General features: G+C 63.4%; 20 protein-coding genes and 1 pseudogene. 6 read left to right on the top strand and 15 right to left on the bottom strand.

What is annotated here, in order from left to right:
* Positions 1-335: 335 nt before the first annotated feature.
* From G4G27_RS02195 to G4G27_RS02175, 5 genes are all read right to left on the bottom strand, one after another.
* Complete coding sequence (locus tag G4G27_RS02195; RefSeq protein ID WP_183111701.1) at positions 336-527, bottom strand: helix-turn-helix domain-containing protein; 192 nt, start codon at positions 525-527, stop codon at positions 336-338.
* The gene (locus tag G4G27_RS02190) at positions 524-934 is read right to left on the bottom strand and encodes a ribbon-helix-helix domain-containing protein (protein WP_183111699.1); all 411 of its coding nucleotides are present in this window, start codon (positions 932-934) and stop codon (positions 524-526) included. Before G4G27_RS02190 ends, G4G27_RS02195 begins: the two co-directional genes overlap by 4 nt.
* A gap of 109 nt (positions 935-1043) precedes the next feature.
* Positions 1044-2990 carry a relaxase/mobilization nuclease RlxS gene (gene rlxS, locus G4G27_RS02185; RefSeq protein ID WP_183111697.1) on the bottom strand — a complete coding sequence of 649 codons (1947 nt, stop codon included), beginning with the start codon at positions 2988-2990 and terminating at the stop codon, positions 1044-1046.
* 325 nt (positions 2991-3315) lie between these two features.
* The gene (locus G4G27_RS02180) at positions 3316-3567 is read right to left on the bottom strand and encodes a hypothetical protein (RefSeq protein ID WP_244624516.1); all 252 of its coding nucleotides are present in this window, start codon (positions 3565-3567) and stop codon (positions 3316-3318) included.
* 474 nt (positions 3568-4041) lie between these two features.
* The gene (locus G4G27_RS02175) at positions 4042-4362 is read right to left on the bottom strand and encodes a DUF736 family protein (RefSeq protein ID WP_183111695.1); all 321 of its coding nucleotides are present in this window, start codon (positions 4360-4362) and stop codon (positions 4042-4044) included.
* 419 nt (positions 4363-4781) lie between these two features.
* On the opposite strand from G4G27_RS02175, the gene G4G27_RS02170 reads away from it, so the two are divergent.
* A complete protein-coding gene (locus G4G27_RS02170) occupies positions 4782-5255 on the top strand; it encodes a MucR family transcriptional regulator (protein WP_183111693.1) in 474 nt (157 codons plus the stop codon).
* Between the two features lie 60 nt (positions 5256-5315).
* Here G4G27_RS02170 and G4G27_RS24100 read toward each other — a convergent pair whose 3' ends face one another.
* The 4 genes and pseudogenes from G4G27_RS24100 to G4G27_RS02155 all read right to left on the bottom strand — a co-directional run bounded on the left by G4G27_RS24100 (position 5316) and on the right by G4G27_RS02155 (position 7204).
* Complete coding sequence (locus tag G4G27_RS24100) at positions 5316-5762, bottom strand: HEPN domain-containing protein (protein WP_244624749.1); 447 nt, start codon at positions 5760-5762, stop codon at positions 5316-5318.
* Positions 5760-6515: pseudogene (locus tag G4G27_RS24095) on the bottom strand (ParB/RepB/Spo0J family partition protein); the annotation flags it as partial. The gene G4G27_RS24100 and the pseudogene G4G27_RS24095, both read right to left, overlap by 3 nt.
* A 90-nt stretch (positions 6516-6605) precedes the next feature.
* Positions 6606-7034, bottom strand: coding sequence for a DUF2958 domain-containing protein (locus G4G27_RS02160; RefSeq protein WP_183111689.1), 429 nt, complete (start codon positions 7032-7034; stop codon positions 6606-6608).
* A 2-nt stretch (positions 7035-7036) separates the two neighbouring features.
* Positions 7037-7204 (bottom strand): hypothetical protein, encoded by a 168-nt coding sequence (locus G4G27_RS02155; RefSeq protein WP_183111687.1) that lies wholly within the window; start codon positions 7202-7204, stop codon positions 7037-7039.
* A gap of 991 nt (positions 7205-8195) precedes the next feature.
* Here G4G27_RS02155 and G4G27_RS02150 point away from each other — a divergent pair.
* The 5 genes from G4G27_RS02150 to G4G27_RS02130 are packed head-to-tail and all read left to right on the top strand — an operon-like array spanning position 8196 to position 13523.
* Positions 8196-8465 carry a flagellar biosynthetic protein FliQ gene (locus G4G27_RS02150; RefSeq protein WP_183111685.1) on the top strand — a complete coding sequence of 90 codons (270 nt, stop codon included), beginning with the start codon at positions 8196-8198 and terminating at the stop codon, positions 8463-8465.
* Between the two features lie 8 nt (positions 8466-8473).
* A complete protein-coding gene (locus tag G4G27_RS02145; protein ID WP_183111683.1) occupies positions 8474-9229 on the top strand; it encodes a flagellar biosynthetic protein FliR in 756 nt (251 codons plus the stop codon).
* Positions 9230-9231: 2 nt separating this feature from the next.
* Entirely contained in the window at positions 9232-10320 is a 1089-nt protein-coding gene (locus G4G27_RS02140; protein WP_183111681.1) for an EscU/YscU/HrcU family type III secretion system export apparatus switch protein, read from the top strand.
* Positions 10317-12347: a flagellar biosynthesis protein FlhA gene (locus G4G27_RS02135; protein WP_183111679.1), complete on the top strand. Its 2031-nt coding sequence runs from the start codon at positions 10317-10319 to the stop codon at positions 12345-12347. The genes G4G27_RS02140 and G4G27_RS02135 overlap by 4 nt, the downstream gene beginning before the upstream one ends.
* A gap of 30 nt (positions 12348-12377) precedes the next feature.
* On the top strand, positions 12378-13523 hold the full coding sequence (locus tag G4G27_RS02130; protein WP_183111677.1) for a tetratricopeptide repeat protein: 1146 nt from the start codon (positions 12378-12380) through the stop codon (positions 13521-13523).
* Positions 13524-13538: 15 nt separating this feature from the next.
* Here the strand turns inward: G4G27_RS02130 and G4G27_RS02125 are convergent, their stop codons facing one another.
* Genes G4G27_RS02125 through G4G27_RS02100 form a run of 6 tightly spaced genes read right to left on the bottom strand, consistent with a single transcriptional unit; the run spans position 13539 to position 16627 of the window.
* Complete coding sequence (locus G4G27_RS02125; protein WP_183111676.1) at positions 13539-13883, bottom strand: hypothetical protein; 345 nt, start codon at positions 13881-13883, stop codon at positions 13539-13541.
* A gap of 5 nt (positions 13884-13888) precedes the next feature.
* The gene (locus tag G4G27_RS02120) at positions 13889-14470 is read right to left on the bottom strand and encodes a hypothetical protein (RefSeq protein ID WP_183111675.1); all 582 of its coding nucleotides are present in this window, start codon (positions 14468-14470) and stop codon (positions 13889-13891) included.
* Positions 14471-14476: 6 nt separating this feature from the next.
* Positions 14477-15205, bottom strand: a complete 729-nt coding sequence (locus tag G4G27_RS02115; protein WP_183111674.1) for a sigma-70 family RNA polymerase sigma factor — start codon at positions 15203-15205, stop codon at positions 14477-14479.
* Positions 15205-15921 (bottom strand): flagellar type III secretion system pore protein FliP, encoded by a 717-nt coding sequence (gene fliP, locus G4G27_RS02110; protein WP_183111673.1) that lies wholly within the window; start codon positions 15919-15921, stop codon positions 15205-15207. The genes G4G27_RS02115 and fliP overlap by 1 nt, the downstream gene beginning before the upstream one ends.
* Positions 15912-16334, bottom strand: coding sequence for a hypothetical protein (locus G4G27_RS02105; protein WP_183111672.1), 423 nt, complete (start codon positions 16332-16334; stop codon positions 15912-15914). The genes fliP and G4G27_RS02105 overlap by 10 nt, the downstream gene beginning before the upstream one ends.
* On the bottom strand, positions 16331-16627 hold the full coding sequence (locus tag G4G27_RS02100) for a FliM/FliN family flagellar motor switch protein (RefSeq protein ID WP_183111671.1): 297 nt from the start codon (positions 16625-16627) through the stop codon (positions 16331-16333). The genes G4G27_RS02105 and G4G27_RS02100 overlap by 4 nt, the downstream gene beginning before the upstream one ends.
* Positions 16628-16633 lie beyond the last annotated feature (6 nt).

The raw sequence follows: 16633 nt of genomic DNA, 5'->3' as shown, positions 1-16633 counted from the left end.
GTAGCTTGAGGTGAGCAAAGAGGACTATCCCGTCTGACAGCAACGTCGGCACGATCTGGCGCGGCCGCTTCCTGCCGTTCATCTTGACTACCAAGCTGTTAGCGGAGGCAGGTCCATCTGCGCTGCCCAAATCGGACAGGCCGTTTTTTCACCCAGTCGGCTGCATTCGAGCGGTCTGCCGCGCCCTGTGAACGAACGTCCGATTACCTGCGGCTGGCGCCGTAAGCGACCGTGCCGCAATCCACCAAAGATGCACGAAGCTCACTTGTTGCGGTATGAACCGATGCGGCTTTCGGGATTGGCTCTGGAGCGGCCGTACGACGGTAATCGGCGCATTATCGACCTTGACGAAGACCGGCGAGGAATTCCCGCAAGCTGTCCACCGGAATAAGGGTGATGGCGCCGACCTTGATCGTTTCGACATCGCCACTTGCAATGAGCTCGTAAAGCTTTGATCGGCCGATACCGGTGATCCGGCACGCATCGCGTATCCGGACGGTGATCAGGCTATCGAGCGCGGTGCTCATCGCTTCAATTCCACGGGTGCTAGCGTCTCATCACCACGCTTGGCCTGTAACTGGCGGCTGACCTGGTCCATGAACTGCCGATAGCGTTTCATGCCCAGCTGACCCGTCACGTCATCGAACGGTGGTTGATGGGCAGTGATCGTCAATTGGTGAGCGACGAATAAATCGAGGATGGCGGAAACGCTGTTGAGCTTTGTCTCGATCCGATCGCTGGTGCGGTTCTGCCGATCGAGCCGCGGCCCGAAGCGCTGATCCAGCTCGTTGCCGGCGCGACGGTCGAGCCAGGCACGGAGCGCATCGGTCAACACGGCCGTCTTGGACGCGCCCGGCTTGCCGGCGAGCTTATCCAGCGCCTCGGTCAGGTCATCGGGAAGATAGAATTGGTGGCGGGTCTTGAACGTCTTCATGAGGAGGATCTCGACATGGGAATCGATGCCTGAGGATCGACGCTATCGACGGCAGTATGAAGGGCGCTGTTGGGCTCAAACCGGCCAGTCACGCACGACAACGCGCGGCCTATGAGATGCCCAGCCCGCGCGACCGTCCGATGGTCCAGCTGATGCCCCCTTCCCGTATGATGCCGCTGACCGGTTTTCCGATCGAGCGCTCGAGCACCGGCCGCCACGGAACCAGCGTAAATTCCCGGCTCTTCTCGATCAGCGCGAACCGGGCATCGCCGACCTGGATCGACCGGCGATAAATTCCTTCGATCGCCTGCCCTGACCGCGCTTCGATGAAGGGCTTGTCGAGCTCGGCGGAAAGCCGTCCCGCAACGCTGCCAAGCTCGCGCTGCTGCAGCAGCGCGAGCATATTACGGCGATAACGCATCGTATCACCTTCGGTCTCGGCAAATCCCTGCTCGATCAACCATTGCCGGCGTAGCGCGAGCGCTTGGCGCACATCCGCCCCGAACCCCCGGCCAAGCTCGACAGGCCGCTCGGCGACAAGTTCGCGGTCAAGCCAGGTCGCACCATCATGCGTCGGCAGCACGCCGATTGCTCTGGTCGAGAGCGTTTCGATCGTCACCGGATTGCGACCGGCGCGCTCGCGTTCATAGGCCTCGGCGCGCGCGACATGATCGGCCGCAATCGTCCAGCTGCCGTCAGGATTACGCTCGACCCCGCCGGTGGTGCGCCGGATCGCTTCCAGCCGCCGCTCGTGCGTCTGCGCAAAAGAGTTCGTCGCCACTGGGTCGTGCCGCAGATGAAGATCGACGCTGTAAGTCCCGTTGTTTGCGGCAGCGATCTCCGCGACTGTGCGATCGACCTCACGCGCCGCGACGCTGACCGGTGCGACGCGGACCAGGCTCTGCATCATGGTCGGCGCGGCATCGACGCCGAGATCGACATAATGGCTCTGCCCGTCGATCCCGTCGACGATCAGATAATGACGGTCGTTCGCCTCATCGGACAGGCCACGCGCGACCACCTTACCCACGATTGCTTTGTCAGGCGCGTTCGACGCGTCGAAGATGGCATAATCGGCCGGCGAGCACTCGGGCGCCCGCTCGGTCAGAGTTCGCTGCATCGTGCGGATGATGTCATTCCGCTCGCCGATACGGGTAAGGGTCGCGGTCAGGTTTGCATCGAGCCGCCAGGATCCGCGACGCTCCTCGGTCGCCAGGCCCATGCGTGCCAGCGTCTGCAGGCGCCCCGCGCGCAGGCTCTGCTCGACGCCATCGGGATGGGCAGGCGATACCAGCCCACCCGCATCACGTGCGGCGAGCAGACGCCGGTCGATATTGGTCAGCCGTTCCTGGTCGATCTCGCGCCGGTTGGCACGATCGATTTCGGCGGCGGTTCGCGGGCCGAGGTCGAGATCGACCAAAGCCGCCGCCCGCGCGCGGAGCCCTTGTGTCATATACTCGCGCGCCAGGATCAGATCCTTGCCGAGATGATCCTTGCCGCGCACGATGACGTGACTGTGCGGGTGACCGGTGTTGAAGTGATCGACCGCAACCCAGTCGAGCTTCGTTCCCAGATCCTGCTCGACCTGCTTCATCCAGCGCCGCACCAGCGGCTTCAGATTCTCATATTCGGCGCCATCTTCGGGCGCGACGATGAAGCGGAACTGGTGGCGATCGCCGTTGCCCCTTTCGAGGAAAGCCTTGCCATCGGCGGCGTCCTGTTCCGGTCCATAAAGCGTACCGCCCTCGCCCTCGCGCGTGGTGCCATCGCGCTGCAGATAGCGTAGGTGCGCAGTGGCGCCGGCAAAGCCCTTGCCGGCGAGCTTCACGATCCGCGCTTTGACGATCACGCGACGGCCTGACGATCCGTTGCTGGTGCCGGTCCCGGCAAGGATCCTGCCGACCCCGCTGCCGCGGCCGATCCGCGCGCCGGTAAAGCCGCTGCGCGTGCGCCGGTTCATACCGCCAGCACGGTTGATGGCAGCGCGCATGCGGTGAAGCAGCGGCCTGTCGGCAGCGACACGCCCAAGCCACAGATCGAAATCATCATCGGCCATGATCGTCCTCAAAAGCATCAATGAGGGGATCAGTATGGAGCGCTTCAAGGGCCTCCACAGCGCGCGTCTGATTATCGCCATTAATTGCGCTTCTGGAGGCATGGCCCCGGTAATGCCTCCATCAAAAACGACGTGCAGACGCCGACCGCCGACCAGCATGGAGGCACGGCTTTCTATCTTGCCTTACGCGCCCCTACCCTTCCCGATCGCCTTTCCAACTTTCACACTGCTACTTCTCGCCCACCCGCCCCTTTGCGCCGAGGACAAAAAAGGCCGGGATGCGTGCCGCTCCGACACCGCATCCCGGCCACGAATCTACCACCGATCAGCGCTGCATTTCGAACGCGTCAACCGCAGCCTGACGCCGCGCAAACACCCGTTTTCCGATCAAACCGTGCGCCATGCCATCGCCATCCACGATGCACACCGCGACGAAATACTGCCCATCGATGCGTCCTAAAATCGCGACCCGATCAAGCTCGAACTCGCAATCTTGCGGTGCTTCATATGCGCCCAGCCAGCGCTCTTCGCTGCGCGCATCCCAGTGAAAATCCGTCTCTTCCGCAGCCAAAAACATTGCGCCAACCCCTCCGCCGCACCGCGCCCGAACTGCAGTTCAAGCCCAGCGATCAGTGCTGCCATCACGCGATCCGAAGCCACTGCGATTGGTTGAAACATGGTCATGAGAACCTCCTGTCCCTTGCGCCTTCATCATCGAAGACAAGCTCTCGACGGCGGTTGGCGGTGCGGCTGTCAGGGCTGCCGGAGCGTTAGCGAAGGCACCGCGTCAGCGGCGGCGGAGGAACCGATTCTGTTGCGTCGCTACAAACACACGCGCGTGCGCAGCACGCTCCATATCGCAGCAAAATTGGCGGGGCCGCCGGCCTTGCACAGGCGTGCCGCCAGCCGCCATGCTCGGACGATCCGAGACGAGCCCCTCCCCGATCTCCGCATCGGCCGAGCTCTTCGGACGGCGCGCTCAACCAAGTGCGATTGCACAGCAAAAGACTCGGTCCCGACACTTTTCATGTGCCGGAGCCGGGCCATTTCTTCAGTCGGCGGGGTTCCAGATGACCGCGAACCGGTCATCGGCTTCGCCGGCGGCGCGGCCGAGATTGGCGTAGAGCCGGCGCGGCCCGAACTCCGGCGCCGCCAGGCTCAGCGACACATAATCGCGACCCGAAGTTTCCGAACGGCGCATCCAGCCGGCCCCGATTTCGACGCCATCCGCCAATACGCGGTAGTCGGGCTGGCTATCCGCCGCCTTGGAACGATTGGCGACGATCTCGATATCGGCGCGGATGCTGAGGGTCTTGAGCTGGCCCTTGAACGAGCCATCGTCGTTGCGGGTAACATATCCGATTGCAGCCATGATCTTCACTCCTTGTCTGCGGCATGAGAACCGTTCCCGTGCCGACACGCCGACCAGATGACCGGGACAAGGGGCGTTCGAACCGACAGGCCGAAGCGACAGCGAAGGACCGGAGCGAGCAGCTATTTTGCTGCGCGAGGAGCAGGGAAGCTGCGGGGAAAATAGCTGCGTCACGATGGTTTCGATCGACCCGACCGGTCATAGGTCAAGGGCGTTCGAGCTCGGAGACGGTTGAACTTCAGCGTAAGAGGGATCATGATCTGCTAGCGGTTGGAAGCAACGATGTTGGTCCGAACGGATGCCTATCAAGACCCGTATCGCGCCAATGTTGAGCGACGGAATAACTCCATTATGGTGGTATCTCGCGAATTGTGCCGATAGGACGAGCGCGAACAACATCGCCCCGACTGGAGAATGACGTGACCGACGAAACCTCGCTGAATGCCGTCGAACTGGCGACCGAACTAACCATCGCCTGGCTGTCCAATCCGAATAACCGTGTCTCAGCTGATGAAGCGCCGGCATTTCTTCGGACGATGCACGCCACGGTAAATGAACTGGCTGGCGGCTCATCGCAGACTGCTGACGGGGTCGATCAAACTGGGCCGAGCGAAGACTTCACGCCGGCCGTGACGGTCCGCAAGTCGCTCGCGTCGAAGGACCACCTTATCTCGCTGATCGATGGCAAGCAGTACAAAATGCTCCGCCGGCACCTTTCACAAAACGGTTTGACGCCGGAACAGTATCGCCAGCGCTACAACCTCAAGGCCGATTATCCGATGGTTGCCGAGAACTACTCGATCGCGCGGCGCGAGATGGCCAAGAAGATTGGCCTTGGTCGCAAGCCAGGGCAAAAGCCTGCCGCTCGCAAGAGCTCCACCAAAGCCACCTAATCTTCGACAGCGAGCGCCGCTCGAGCAGAAATCGAGCGGCGCGAGCCGCTTTAATGGGGCTCAAGCCGCGTTAGCCAGCGTATTGAGGCGTTCGACACACGCGCTCTCGACGACCGATTTCAAGACCGCGACGCGCTCACCGAGCCACGCTAGTTGCTCCGCAGTGATGCGATATTCGCGCGAATAGCGCGCCTTAATGCAAGCTTCGCGAAGTCGCGCATAGGCTTGTCGCTCGTCTTTGTTTGTCGACGGCCACACCTGTTTCAGTCGGGGTTCCAGATCTTCGGCGAGAGAGCGAAGCCGGTTCAGATTATGCGTTTTCGGCATGTAGAGCGTGCGCACGAGGAATAGGCACTGATAGAGCCGCTCTGTCGCTTGGTGGAAAAGGAAAGCTGCTTCCTTGGGCATTCCGCCATCCCGCGCGGCAACAGCAAGGGTTTCGAAGTTCTTTGCGCTCGCGAACCACTCCTCGAAATAATCCTGTGTTTCAGCAAGGGCTTCCGCGATCGCCGCGTTCTGCGCGGTCCAGAACGCATCGGCATCGGCGAAATAGCGGTCCTCGCCGAACAGGTCGGCAATCACCGCAAGCCCGCTCGCGTCGACATCGAACAGCGCATGGCTGACCGGGATCGACTGTCCGCCGAACAGCCATGCCTTTAATTGATGGCCGGTCGGGCAATAGGCTTGTGCGTCGTCGGCCAGCGCGAGCCATGCCTTTTGCTGGCTCTTCGACGCCAAGGTCAGGTGGCGCACCGTGGCGCGGTCGATCTTCTCGGCGGCGTAGAGTGAACGGATGCGCGGTAGCAGATTGCCAAGCGCGAGCACGCGCTTGACGGTCAGTTCGGGCAGACCGAAGGTCGCGGCGATATCGTCGATCGTGCGACCTTCCTTCACCAGCCGGGTGAACGTCTCCCACTGCGTCACTTCGTCGGCATCGAGCCGGGCGATATTCTCGATCAGCGATGCCTCGATCGCGTCGGCATCGTCGCCATCGTCGAGGATCGCGCACGGCATCGGCTCGACCTCCTCCCGCGCCGCGCGGCGCTCGTCGGCCACGATGCCAGCGGCGGTGAACCGACGGCGACCGGCGACGATCTCGAACCCGCCCGGCGCACAATTGGGCCGGACGAGGATCGGCATGAGCACGCCGCGTGCGCGCACCGTCGGCAACAGGTCGGACACGTCGGGTGCCTTTTTCGCAAAACGCATATTGGATTTGCTGACCGACAGCTTGTCGAGCGGGATAAAATCGAGTTTCATGGTTCTACTCCTTTGTGAGTACCGGTCCCGTCGATTGTTCAAGCCTTTGGGCGGGGCCGGTTTGATCGCGGGCGAAACGCGCCCGCTGCGTCAGCCGCCATCCGATTCGGACGGCGGAAGTTTGTGGGTTGGTGTCGCGCCCACGGCGCGCAGCAGCCGCGCTGCGGACAGGATCGACCCGGCGCGGCGCGCGGTATCGGCCCAGCGCGACAGCGGCGCATCGCTCGTGAAGTGCAAATCGCGCTCGATTCCCAGACCGAAGGGAAGCCGCATTGCGGCAATCTCGCCAAGGCTGAACGACCCGAGTTCGGGACAGCCAAAGCCAAGGTCGGCAAGGCCGAACAGCGTATCGCCATCGTCATCGAGTTCGGTCGCGAGCCATGTCGCCGCACCAAGCGGATTGAAGAATTTGACCACTGGCACGGGGCCCGGCTCGCGCGCGCCCGATCGTGTCGCGGCACGGTGAGTCTCGGCATTGGCGCGCAGTGCCGCGCGCAAAGCGGGCGTGAGCAAGTGCATGGTCAGCGCTCCCCGGTCAAAGCGAGCGACGATCGATCGACCGTGCCGCCTGTTGCGGTGGCGCGGTGCGCTGAATGGCGCGCGAGCATCCAGTCGGCGGCCTTGCTCGCCGCGCTCGCGGCGCCGCTCAGACACCTGCCACAATTGTTGGGGGAAGTTTGAACACGCATCACTAGCCTCCGTCACCGCCCCGAAAACCCACACGGCTCCCCGGAAAAGCGGGGTGGGCGGCAGAATGCGACCGGAGAGGCCCGCCACAAGCGGCGCCGGCGCCCAAGGGGCCGCAATGCAATGGAGGAGCCGGGCCGCAGGCCCGGCTTGCCGGCGACGCGGGCGGGCCTAGCAGGAAGCGCCGCCCATCCGCGCTTGTCCGGGAGAGGCACAAGCACGCCGCTGCGCGCCAGCGCAGCGACCATCAACCCGCGGCAAAGCCGCCTCCAACAAAAAGACGGGAACCCCGGCGAACGGGCGGATCAGGCGGTGCTGGGTCGGGATCCGAGAAAAGGCGGCAGACGTCGCCGGTCTCGCGAGCCCGGACGCACCGCCCCGACCCGCCGAGCCGGAGCGCCCGCGGGGCCCCGCCATCAGGCGCCGCTCCCCGGCAAGATCGAGCGCCAGCGAACCGCCGCCGGAGCGCGTCATTGCCCCGCTCCATCTCGGTCCGGCGTACCCGCCGGTCCGGCGCCAGGCGATCGTCACCGTCAGGCCGAGACCGGCCAGGGGCCTGGGCTCGGTGGCGACGCTGCGCGCCAGCGCAGCCGAGGCATAGAGCGCGATCGCACACGATGCGTGTTCGAGGCGTCAAGCCCGTCGATGTTCGTAAAACGCCGACGTCGAGTCCCAACGAATCTTCCGCTACGATGGCAACGCGCCCGTGAACCAATCCACAATATCCAACGGTGGAAATCCACGAGTCTCGATCACAACGGCCCCGTCCGTCGCGCAACGGAACGCCAATGCCGGTGCAATCGCCGCCGAACCAGACCTTCACCGCACAAGGCTCCGCTCCGCCCCTCCACCACAAATGGCTTCACTTCGGCGCTTTTCGTTGATCGGCAAGCGCAATTGTTTTGCCTCGCCAGCCGAATTGACTAGATTTGACGTACTGGCATGGGGCTGTCGATTCGATCGGATCGCGGGCCAGTACTCCCGGGGGATCAAATGGGCGCCGACCGTGCTTTAGGCATGTTGAATCTGATGCTCTGGAACAGCCTGATCGTGGCTGGCCCGGTCCTGATCGCGACGCTGCTGGTCGGCCTCCTGATCAGCGTGTTCCAGGTCACGACACAGCTGCAGGAAGTGACGCTCAGCTATGTGCCGAAGATTCTTGTCGCGGCATTCCTGCTGATTGCGATCGGTCCGTGGATGATCGGCCGGCTTACTCAGTTTGCGACCTCGCTCTATCTCATGATTCCGACACTTGCCAGCTAGCGACCGTCATGGGTGAATTGACTGACAAGGCGGTCGCCATTTTGCTGATCAGCTTGCGCATCGCGCCAACGCTCGCGTTCACCGCACCGTTCACGCTGCTGCGCGTGCCCGCCACGGTCCGGGTATTGCTGAGCATTTCGCTCGCTGCCTGGCTGGTGTCGGCCCATCCGGCGCAGAGCTGGCAGGTGGATTTCTGGTCACAAGGCCTTTTCATCACCGCGCTCGGAGAATTATTGCTCGGCATCGCGCTGTCCCTGTCGCTGCAGCTCGCTTTTGCCGCACTGCTCACGGCCGGCCGCGCGCTCGATATCCAGGCCGGGTTCGGCCTGGCTGTGCTGGTCGATCCGACCACCAGATCGAGTATGCCGCTGGTTGGGACCATTTTCGCCTATGCCGCGGGCATGATCTTTTTCTCGACCGAAGGCCCGGCCGACCTGCTGGCGATCTGGTCGGCATCGCTTGACAGCGTCCCGCTTGGCGGCGCAGCGATCGGCGGCGATATCGCCGTGCTCAGCACGTATATCTCGGGCGTCTTCGTCATGGCCTTCGGCCTTGGCGGGCTGATCATGCTCGCCTTGTTCCTGTCGGATCTCGTGATCGCCTTCATGTCGCGCACGCTCCCCCAGATGAATGTCATGCTGCTTGGCTTTCAGGTGAAAGCGATGGTGCTGCTCGCCACCCTGCCGTTCGCGATCACGCTCGCGACATCGCTGTTCTTGCGCATGCTGCGTTACGCGCTCGAAACAGCGCCCAGGCTGATCTGAGCATGGCCGAGGCAAGTCAGGAACAGAATAAAAGCGAGGAAGCGACGCCGTTCAAGCTGCAGCGCGCACGCGAAAAGGGATCGGTCGCGCGCGGTACCGATCTGAGCTTCTTCGGCGGACTGCTCGCCCTTGCCGGCTTTCTGACCATCGCCGGGGAGGCACTGGTCGGCCGGCTTGCCGAAATGATGCGCCGGGCACTCGCGGTCGGGATGGAGCGCGCGGGCGATCCGCACGAAGCGACCGCGATCGTCGCCGGATCCTATTGGCCGGCGCTCCAGGCAATCGTCCTGTTCGGCGGGACGGTCGTCGCGATCGTCGGTTTGCTCGAGATCATCCAGCTCCGCGGGTTCGTATTCAGCGCGGAGCCGCTCAAGCCCGATTTCGGCCGCATCAACCCGGCCAAGGGGTTCAAACGGCTGTTCTCGATGCGATTGGTCAAGGAAGCGCTCAAGAGCGTGCTCAAGATGAGCGTCTACACAGTCGTCGCTGTTCTCCTGATACGTCGCGCGATCCGCGATCATGGCAGCGCGATCAACGACGCGTGGACGCTCAGCGCAGCGCTGCGCAGTTCGGCGATAACGATGCTGTGGACTTTCATCGCGATCGCTTTCTTTTTCGCAGCGCTGGACCAGATCCTCACACGCGGCGAGTTCCGCAAGCAGATGCGCATGAGCCGGCGCGACGTGACCCGCGAAGCCAAGGAACGCGAGGGCGATCCGCGCATCAAGAGCAAGCGCAAGCAACTCCATGCCGAGTTCGTCAAACGGTCTGGCGGACTGGGCGCGCTCCCCGGATCGGACATGCTGATCGTTAACCCGGAGCATGTCGCGGTGGCGCTTGGCTATGATCGCGCCAAGCCGGGTGCCCCGGTCGTGCGCGCCAAGGGGCGCAATCTCCATGCCCTGACGCTGAAGACCTTGGCGCACCGGCTGGGTATTCCGATCTTCGAAAGCCCGGCACTTGCGCGCGCGCTCTACGCCGCCTGCGAGCCCGGCCGCGAGATCGGCCAGGAGCATTATCACGCCGTGGCGGAATATTATTACAAGCTGGCTGAAATGCAGATGCAATCGGCCGACAAGGACCCTCGATGATCAACCGGCTACTCAGCAACACCAAGGACCTGGCCTTGGTCATCGGGATGATCCTGATCCTCGTGATCCTGTTCTCGCCGATTCCGCCGGCGCTGCTCGATCTCGCGATCATCATCAATTTCGGGCTGGGGCTCACCATCCTGCTGCTGACCTTCTATGTCGGCAAACCGGTCGAATTCTCAACCTTTCCCTCGCTGCTGCTCGTCGCGACGCTATACCGCCTGTCGCTCAACGTCGCGGCCACGCGGCTGATCCTGACCGGCGGCAGCGCGGGCGATGTCATCGCCTCGATCGGGACCTTTGCCGTACAAGGCAATTTCGTGATCGGCCTGGTGGTTTTCCTGATCCTGGTGGTCGTTCAATATGTCGTGGTGACATCGGGGGCGCAGCGCGTGTCGGAGGTCGCCGCGCGCTTCACGCTCGATTCGATGCCCGGCCAGCAGATGAGCATCGATGCCGACCTCAACATGGGTCTGATCGACCAGAAGGAAGCGGTGCGGCGGCGCGAGGAACTGGAAAAGGAAGCATCCTTTTACGGTGCGATGGATGGCGCGAGCAAGTTCGTGAAGGGCGATGCGATCGCCGGCATCATCATCCTGCTGATCAACATCATCGCCGGCTGGATCGTCGGCGTCGTCCAGATGGGCATGGAGTGGTCCGACGCGCTTCAGCACTTCTCGTTGCTGACGATCGGCGACGGCATCGCGACCCAGCTTCCCGCACTGATCATCGCGATCGCGACGGGGATCATCGTCACGCGCTCGGCGGCCGATCGGCAGCTTAGCACCGAGGTGTTCAGACAGCTCGCATCGGTCCCGCGGATTCCGCTGATCGTCGCGGGCGCGCTGATGATCCTGTTGCTGCTCCCGGGCATGCCGAAATGGCCGATCGTCCTGATCATCGCGCTGTCGCTGTTCGGCTGGTATCGCGCGCGCCTCGCCGCCACCGAACTCGCCGCGAGCGAGAAGGGCATGATCGTCGATGACGGCGCCATGGTCGGCACCGGACCAACGCCGGCACTCGAACTCCGCCTCGGCAGTGAGCTGGGAGATGCCTGGAAAGACGAAGAACCGATCATCATGGATCGGATCGCGAGTTTGCGTCGCCTGCATGAGCAGGACTATGGCATCGGATTTCCCGCCGTCCGCGTGGCCGACGGGGCCGGCCTCGGCGCGCTGGAATATGAGATCCGCCTGTTCGGTTCGCGCTTTGCGCTGGCCGAGATCCATCCGAATTCCGTGCTGGCGGTGCGCAGCGACGACAAGCCGACGACCCTGCCCGGCATCGAGGCGCGCGATCCCGCCTTTGGCCTGCCGGCGACATGGATCGACCGGTCTCTCGCGGACGAAGCGCGCGAATTGGGACTGCGGGTGGTCGATCCGGTCACCGTCATGGTCACCCATTTTGCCGAGATCGTACGCAGCGAAATGGCGACCCTGGTCACGCGCAACGTCGTGGTGAAGATGCTGGAGGACGCCCGCGAACAGCAGCCCGGTCTGGTCGAGGAGCTGATCCCGAACGCGCTTGCCATCGCCGACATCCAGCGCGTCGTGCAGAATCTGCTGGCCGAAGGCGTCTCGGTGGCCAATTTCGACCTGATCCTCGAGCATCTGCTCGATCTGTCCCGGACCCAAAAGGACCCGGCTGAACTGACCGAGCTCGTTCGGCAACGCATCAGCTATTCGATTTGCCACCAGCTGCGCGGCAAGCATGTCGATTTGGCGGTACTCAGTCTCGATCCGCGAATCGAAAACCAGATTTCGGCCAATCTGGGGCAGAGCGCGGCATCGGGTGCGATGCTGGTCGAACCGCGGCTCGCCGAGCAACTCATCCGCAAATTATCGACCATGGCTGAGGCGATGTACCGCGACGGGCGTGCGCCGGTCCTGCTGTGCGGCCCTGAACTGCGGCGCCATTTGAAAGCCTTTACCCGGCGCAGCGTCCCCAAATTGTCAGTGCTGTCGGTCAACGAAATTCCAATGCGCATCAATCTGCGATCATTCGACATCGTGCGGATGGAAGCATGATCGCCGCCTTAAAAGCTCGAAGGACGTATCATGACCGAGTTCGCTGACCACGATGCCGACACCGCACGCACGGACCGGATGGCCATGCTGTTGCGGCTGCTCGAAAGCGACCCTGGCAATCTCGCGCTGCTCGCGGACACCGCCGAAGCCGCGCTCGATGCGCACGAGGCCCAGATCGCCGGCGACTTGCTTGACCGCTATGCGGCGATCACTCCGCTGCCGCCGCGCGAAGCCAATCTTGCCGGTCTTGCTGCGCTCCAGGCAAAACGATTCGACCGGGCCGCAGAGATATTCAGCAGGTTGGTCGCGGACGGCGCCAAGGATAGTGCAGTGCGCTTCAACCTTGCCTGGGCGCGCGCCAATTTAAAGGAGTTCGAAGCGGCGCTCGAGATACTCGACGACGACAGCGCCCGCGACCTTGCCCAGGCCGCGATGCTGCGGGTTCAGCTGCTGCATGAAGTTGGGGATTTCGACGCGGCGGGCGAGGTTGCACGCGACTATATCACGCTCCATCCCGACCATCACGGCCTGATGGCAGCGGTCTCTGTCCTGGCGCTGGACATTGACGACGAAGCGCTGGCCGAGGCCTGCGCGGCCAAGGCCGGTGCGCATCCCGACGCGCTGACCACAAAGGGCACGCTCGCGCTCGGGCATGAGCGGGCCACCGAGGCGGTCTTTCTGTTTGACCTGGCGCTCGCCGCCAACCCATCTTTGCCCCGCGCCTGGATCGGTCTTGGCCTGGCGAAGCTGATGACGGGTGAGAGTGCGAGCGCCGCAGCGGATATCGATCATGGCGCTGAATTGTTCGGCGATCATCTCGGCTCGTGGATTGCGGCGGGATGGGCGTATTTCGTTGCGGGTGACACGATCACGAGCCGGGCACGATTCGAGGCGGCAATGGCGCTCGATGCGACCTTCGCCGAGACCCATGGGTCACTCGCGGTGCTCGATCTGCTCGGCGGCGACATCGCGGAGGCGACACGCAAGAGCGACATCGCGCTGCGGCTCGATCGCAAATGCTATTCCGCGGCGCTCGCCAAGTCGCTGATCGCGGCCAGCGGCGGCGATCAGGTCACCGCGCGGCGGATCTTCGATCATGCGGCGCGAACGCCGATTGGCGAGAGCGGCCGCACGATCGGGCAGGCACTGGCGAAGATGGGCCTGGGCGCCGGCTGAGCCGAGAATGGTCCATCAGGGGGCGGAGAGCTGGCGCATCGCGCGGTCGAGCAACTCGCGCCCGGCGGGAGACGCGCCGATGATCCGCGCGACATCGCCCGCGACAGCTTCAAAGGCGGGGTCGTTACCAATCGCTTCGCCGAGTTGTTGGATGATCAGGCCGCGAACCAGCGCACGCTTCATATCCTCATCGGTAATGCCGTCGCGTCCCGCCAGGGCGCGGAGCCGCGCCATCGGTTCTGGCGTGGGGCCCTGCGCCGGAGCGGGCCGCCCGCGCGGCGCGGCGCGGTCCTTGCCCAGCCTGTTGAGCTGTTCCTGCAACAGCAGCAGGACCTGATCCGCGGGATTGATCCGGGTCATACCGGTCAGTTCGGCCGCTTCTGCCCGGAGAACTGATCGAGCAGGAAGCTAGTGGCCGATGCCGTGTCGCCGCCCTCGGCCGCCTCGGCGTCCGATGCGACCGCGTTCTGGACATCGCCGATCTGGCGGATGATCAGCTGCATGTCGCCGTTCAGTGCCGGATTTTCCTCGTTGACGGCAATCCCTTCATTGAAGCGCGCGATCGCCTCATCGAACTCGTCGCGGATCAGATGAGTCAGACCACCGACGAAGAAGCGCAGATAATGGCCCTCCGGCAACAGCGCGATCGGGCCCCAGGTCGTCAGCGCATCAACCGCTTCACCTGAGGAGAGCTGGAAGAAACCGAGCTGAAAGCGTGCGATCGCGAAATCGGGTGCGAGCGCTACCGCCTGCTTCAATGACGGCAGCGCCTCGATCGGGCGGCCAATCGAGGCCAGGACCGAGCCGCGCAGGAAATGCAGCCTCGGGTCGGCCGGATAGGCGTCGATCAGCCGGTCAGCGCGCTGCAGCTCGTCCCGGTCGTCCGACTGCATCGCCGCCATCAGTTCCTGCAGCTCGTCGTCGCTGCATAATGTCACGCTCGTCATCACGCTTTATCCCCTTGCTCTCAATCGTTTTCGCAACCGGCCTAGGGCGGCATGGTGCAGTTGCGATACACGCCCCCGGCTCAGCCCCATCAACTCGGCGATCTGCGTAAACGGCAGCCCATGATCATAATGCTGACGTATCACGACCTGCTCCTTGTCCGGTAGCACGCTCACTTCGCCGACCAGAATTGCCTGAGATTCGCGCCAGGCAAGACTATCATAGGCGTTAGGGCGGGTATCCGCCGCAGCCTGATCGATCAGGCCGGTGCCTTCCAGCATCAGTCCGAGCGCCAGGCCGACCACCAGGTCAGACAATGAAGCGATCGCATCGCCGCCCTCCGACACGATCGACCGCAGCCGCTCCTGTTCGATCCGGTGGCGATGGCTCAATTGCGCATCGATTTCGCTCATCGTGGCAATGCCATCGGCGACATTGCCGGCGATCCGGCGCCGGGCATAGGCGCTGAAGGGCACGCCGCGCAGCGGATCATAACGATCGAGCGCATGGAGCAATCCCTCGCAAGCGAATTGATCGAAATCGCCGCGATCGAGCCGGGTGGTCATGCGCTGACGGAAGAGCCGCGCGGCGACCGCCCTTGCGAGAGAGAAATAGCGATTGAACAAGGTTTCGCGACAGCGCAGATCGTCCTCGAAACGGTAACGACGCCATAACGAGGCTTCCTGGCGCACCGGATCGATGACCAGTTCAAGTCCCGACGGGTCGCGGCCGGGCATCAGCGGAAGCTTCCCAGCACTCCCTGGAGGATCAGGCTCCAGCCGTCGATCAGCACGAACATAAGCAATTTGATCGGCAGCGAGATCGTCGCCGGCGGTACCATCATCATGCCCAGCGCAAGCAGGATCGCGGACACGACCAGGTCGATCAGCAGGAACGGCAGCAGGATGACGAAACCGATCGTGAACGAAACGCGTAATTCATTGAGCATGAAGGCGGGTGCAAGCTTGAGGATATCGACCTGCTCGGGTCGCTCGGGTGGCGTCGCATTGGCGATCGAATAGATTGCCTCGATATCGGCGTCGCGGGTCTGGGCAAGCATGAAGTCACGCAACGGCGCACTGCCCTTGGCAATCGCTTCCTCCACGCCGATCCGGTTGGCGAGCAACGGCTGGATCGCGGACGTATTGAGAGCAGTCAGCGTCGGCGACATGGTGAACGCGGTCAGGAACAATGCGAGGCTGATCAGCACCGGGTTGGGCGGCGTCTCGGGCATGCCAAAGGCATGCCGGACCATCGACAGCACAATGATGATGCGCACGAAACTGGTCATGCAGATCAGGATCGATGGCACGACTGCGAGCAAGGTGAGGATCAGGGCGGTGCGCACCACGTCGGACGACAGGCCACCGCCCGAGGCTGCGGCCCAGGCAGGCGTCGATACCACAAGCATCCCGCCGGACAGCGCGACACAGGCGATTGTCCTTAATCGCATGGCGAACCCTGCTCGGCATCAAGCGGCTGTGGGAACGCGCGCTCCCGCAGGATCTGCGCATTGTTCTGCTGCAGCAGGAGTAGATATTCGCGGTCGCCATGCCTGACCACGCTGATGTCCGCGTGCAGGCTGAGCCTTCGGGTCTCGACGATGCGAATTTCGCCGGTGCGCGGCTCGATCCGAGCGAGCCATGCCTTCAGGTCGAACTTGCCGCCACGTTGCTTGATCAGCAGCGCGGCAAGGCCGGCGATGACAATGCAGATCACCAGCGAGATAATGATCCTGCCGAGCGAGATATCGAGGTCGCCACCGCCCCCCAAGGACCTGGTCCGCGCGCCCGCCACCGCATGGCCGGCCCAGGCCGGCGGCGTCCATAAAAAGAAGACCGGCAGGAATCGCAGCGCCCGTTTCACTGGCCGATCTCGGTCAGTCTCACGGCAAAATTGTCACCGACCGCGACCAGTTCGCCGCGTGCGACGGTGACGCCATTAAGCCGAAGCTCGACCGCGGAATTGAGCGCCGCATCGAGCGTGATCACCGCGTCACGTTCGAGAGCGCTCAGTTCGGCGATCGTCATTCTAGCCCGGCCGAGATGGCCATCCAGGCTAACCTCGACCGCCTCGATAAGCCTGGTGTTGATCCCGCGGTCCGCGGTCGGCTGCGCCCCGGCGGGCGCGACGCCAGCCTTGATCTTGTGTTCGGTCATGTTGAA

The organism is Sphingomonas sp. So64.6b (assembly GCF_014171475.1).
Lineage (GTDB): Bacteria > Pseudomonadota > Alphaproteobacteria > Sphingomonadales > Sphingomonadaceae > Sphingomonas > Sphingomonas alpina_A.
The sequence above is the reverse complement of the archived record's forward strand: the minus strand, read 5'-3'. Positions and strand labels throughout refer to the sequence as shown.

Excerpts from the sequence above, each read along its gene's own strand:
- G4G27_RS02115 (WP_183111674.1), bottom strand. The coding sequence starts at position 15,205 with ATGCCCGGCCGCGACCCGTCGGGACTTGAACTGGTCATCGATCCGGTG.
- G4G27_RS02180 (WP_244624516.1), bottom strand. The coding sequence starts at position 3,567 with ATGTTTTTGGCTGCGGAAGAGACGGATTTTCACTGGGATGCGCGCAGC.
- G4G27_RS02130 (WP_183111677.1), top strand. The coding sequence starts at position 12,378 with ATGACCGAGTTCGCTGACCACGATGCCGACACCGCACGCACGGACCGG.
- G4G27_RS02140 (WP_183111681.1), top strand. The coding sequence starts at position 9,232 with ATGGCCGAGGCAAGTCAGGAACAGAATAAAAGCGAGGAAGCGACGCCG.
- G4G27_RS02100 (WP_183111671.1), bottom strand. The coding sequence starts at position 16,627 with ATGACCGAACACAAGATCAAGGCTGGCGTCGCGCCCGCCGGGGCGCAG.
- G4G27_RS02120 (WP_183111675.1), bottom strand. The coding sequence starts at position 14,470 with ATGACGAGCGTGACATTATGCAGCGACGACGAGCTGCAGGAACTGATG.
- G4G27_RS02160 (WP_183111689.1), bottom strand. The coding sequence starts at position 7,034 with ATGCACTTGCTCACGCCCGCTTTGCGCGCGGCACTGCGCGCCAATGCC.
- G4G27_RS02190 (WP_183111699.1), bottom strand. The coding sequence starts at position 934 with ATGAAGACGTTCAAGACCCGCCACCAATTCTATCTTCCCGATGACCTG.
- rlxS (WP_183111697.1), bottom strand. The coding sequence starts at position 2,990 with ATGGCCGATGATGATTTCGATCTGTGGCTTGGGCGTGTCGCTGCCGAC.
- G4G27_RS02150 (WP_183111685.1), top strand. The coding sequence starts at position 8,196 with ATGGGCGCCGACCGTGCTTTAGGCATGTTGAATCTGATGCTCTGGAAC.
- G4G27_RS02145 (WP_183111683.1), top strand. The coding sequence starts at position 8,474 with ATGGGTGAATTGACTGACAAGGCGGTCGCCATTTTGCTGATCAGCTTG.
- G4G27_RS02195 (WP_183111701.1), bottom strand. The coding sequence starts at position 527 with ATGAGCACCGCGCTCGATAGCCTGATCACCGTCCGGATACGCGATGCG.
- G4G27_RS02175 (WP_183111695.1), bottom strand. The coding sequence starts at position 4,362 with ATGGCTGCAATCGGATATGTTACCCGCAACGACGATGGCTCGTTCAAG.
- G4G27_RS02135 (WP_183111679.1), top strand. The coding sequence starts at position 10,317 with ATGATCAACCGGCTACTCAGCAACACCAAGGACCTGGCCTTGGTCATC.
- fliP (WP_183111673.1), bottom strand. The coding sequence starts at position 15,921 with ATGCGATTAAGGACAATCGCCTGTGTCGCGCTGTCCGGCGGGATGCTT.
- G4G27_RS02155 (WP_183111687.1), bottom strand. The coding sequence starts at position 7,204 with ATGCGTGTTCAAACTTCCCCCAACAATTGTGGCAGGTGTCTGAGCGGC.
- G4G27_RS02125 (WP_183111676.1), bottom strand. The coding sequence starts at position 13,883 with ATGACCCGGATCAATCCCGCGGATCAGGTCCTGCTGCTGTTGCAGGAA.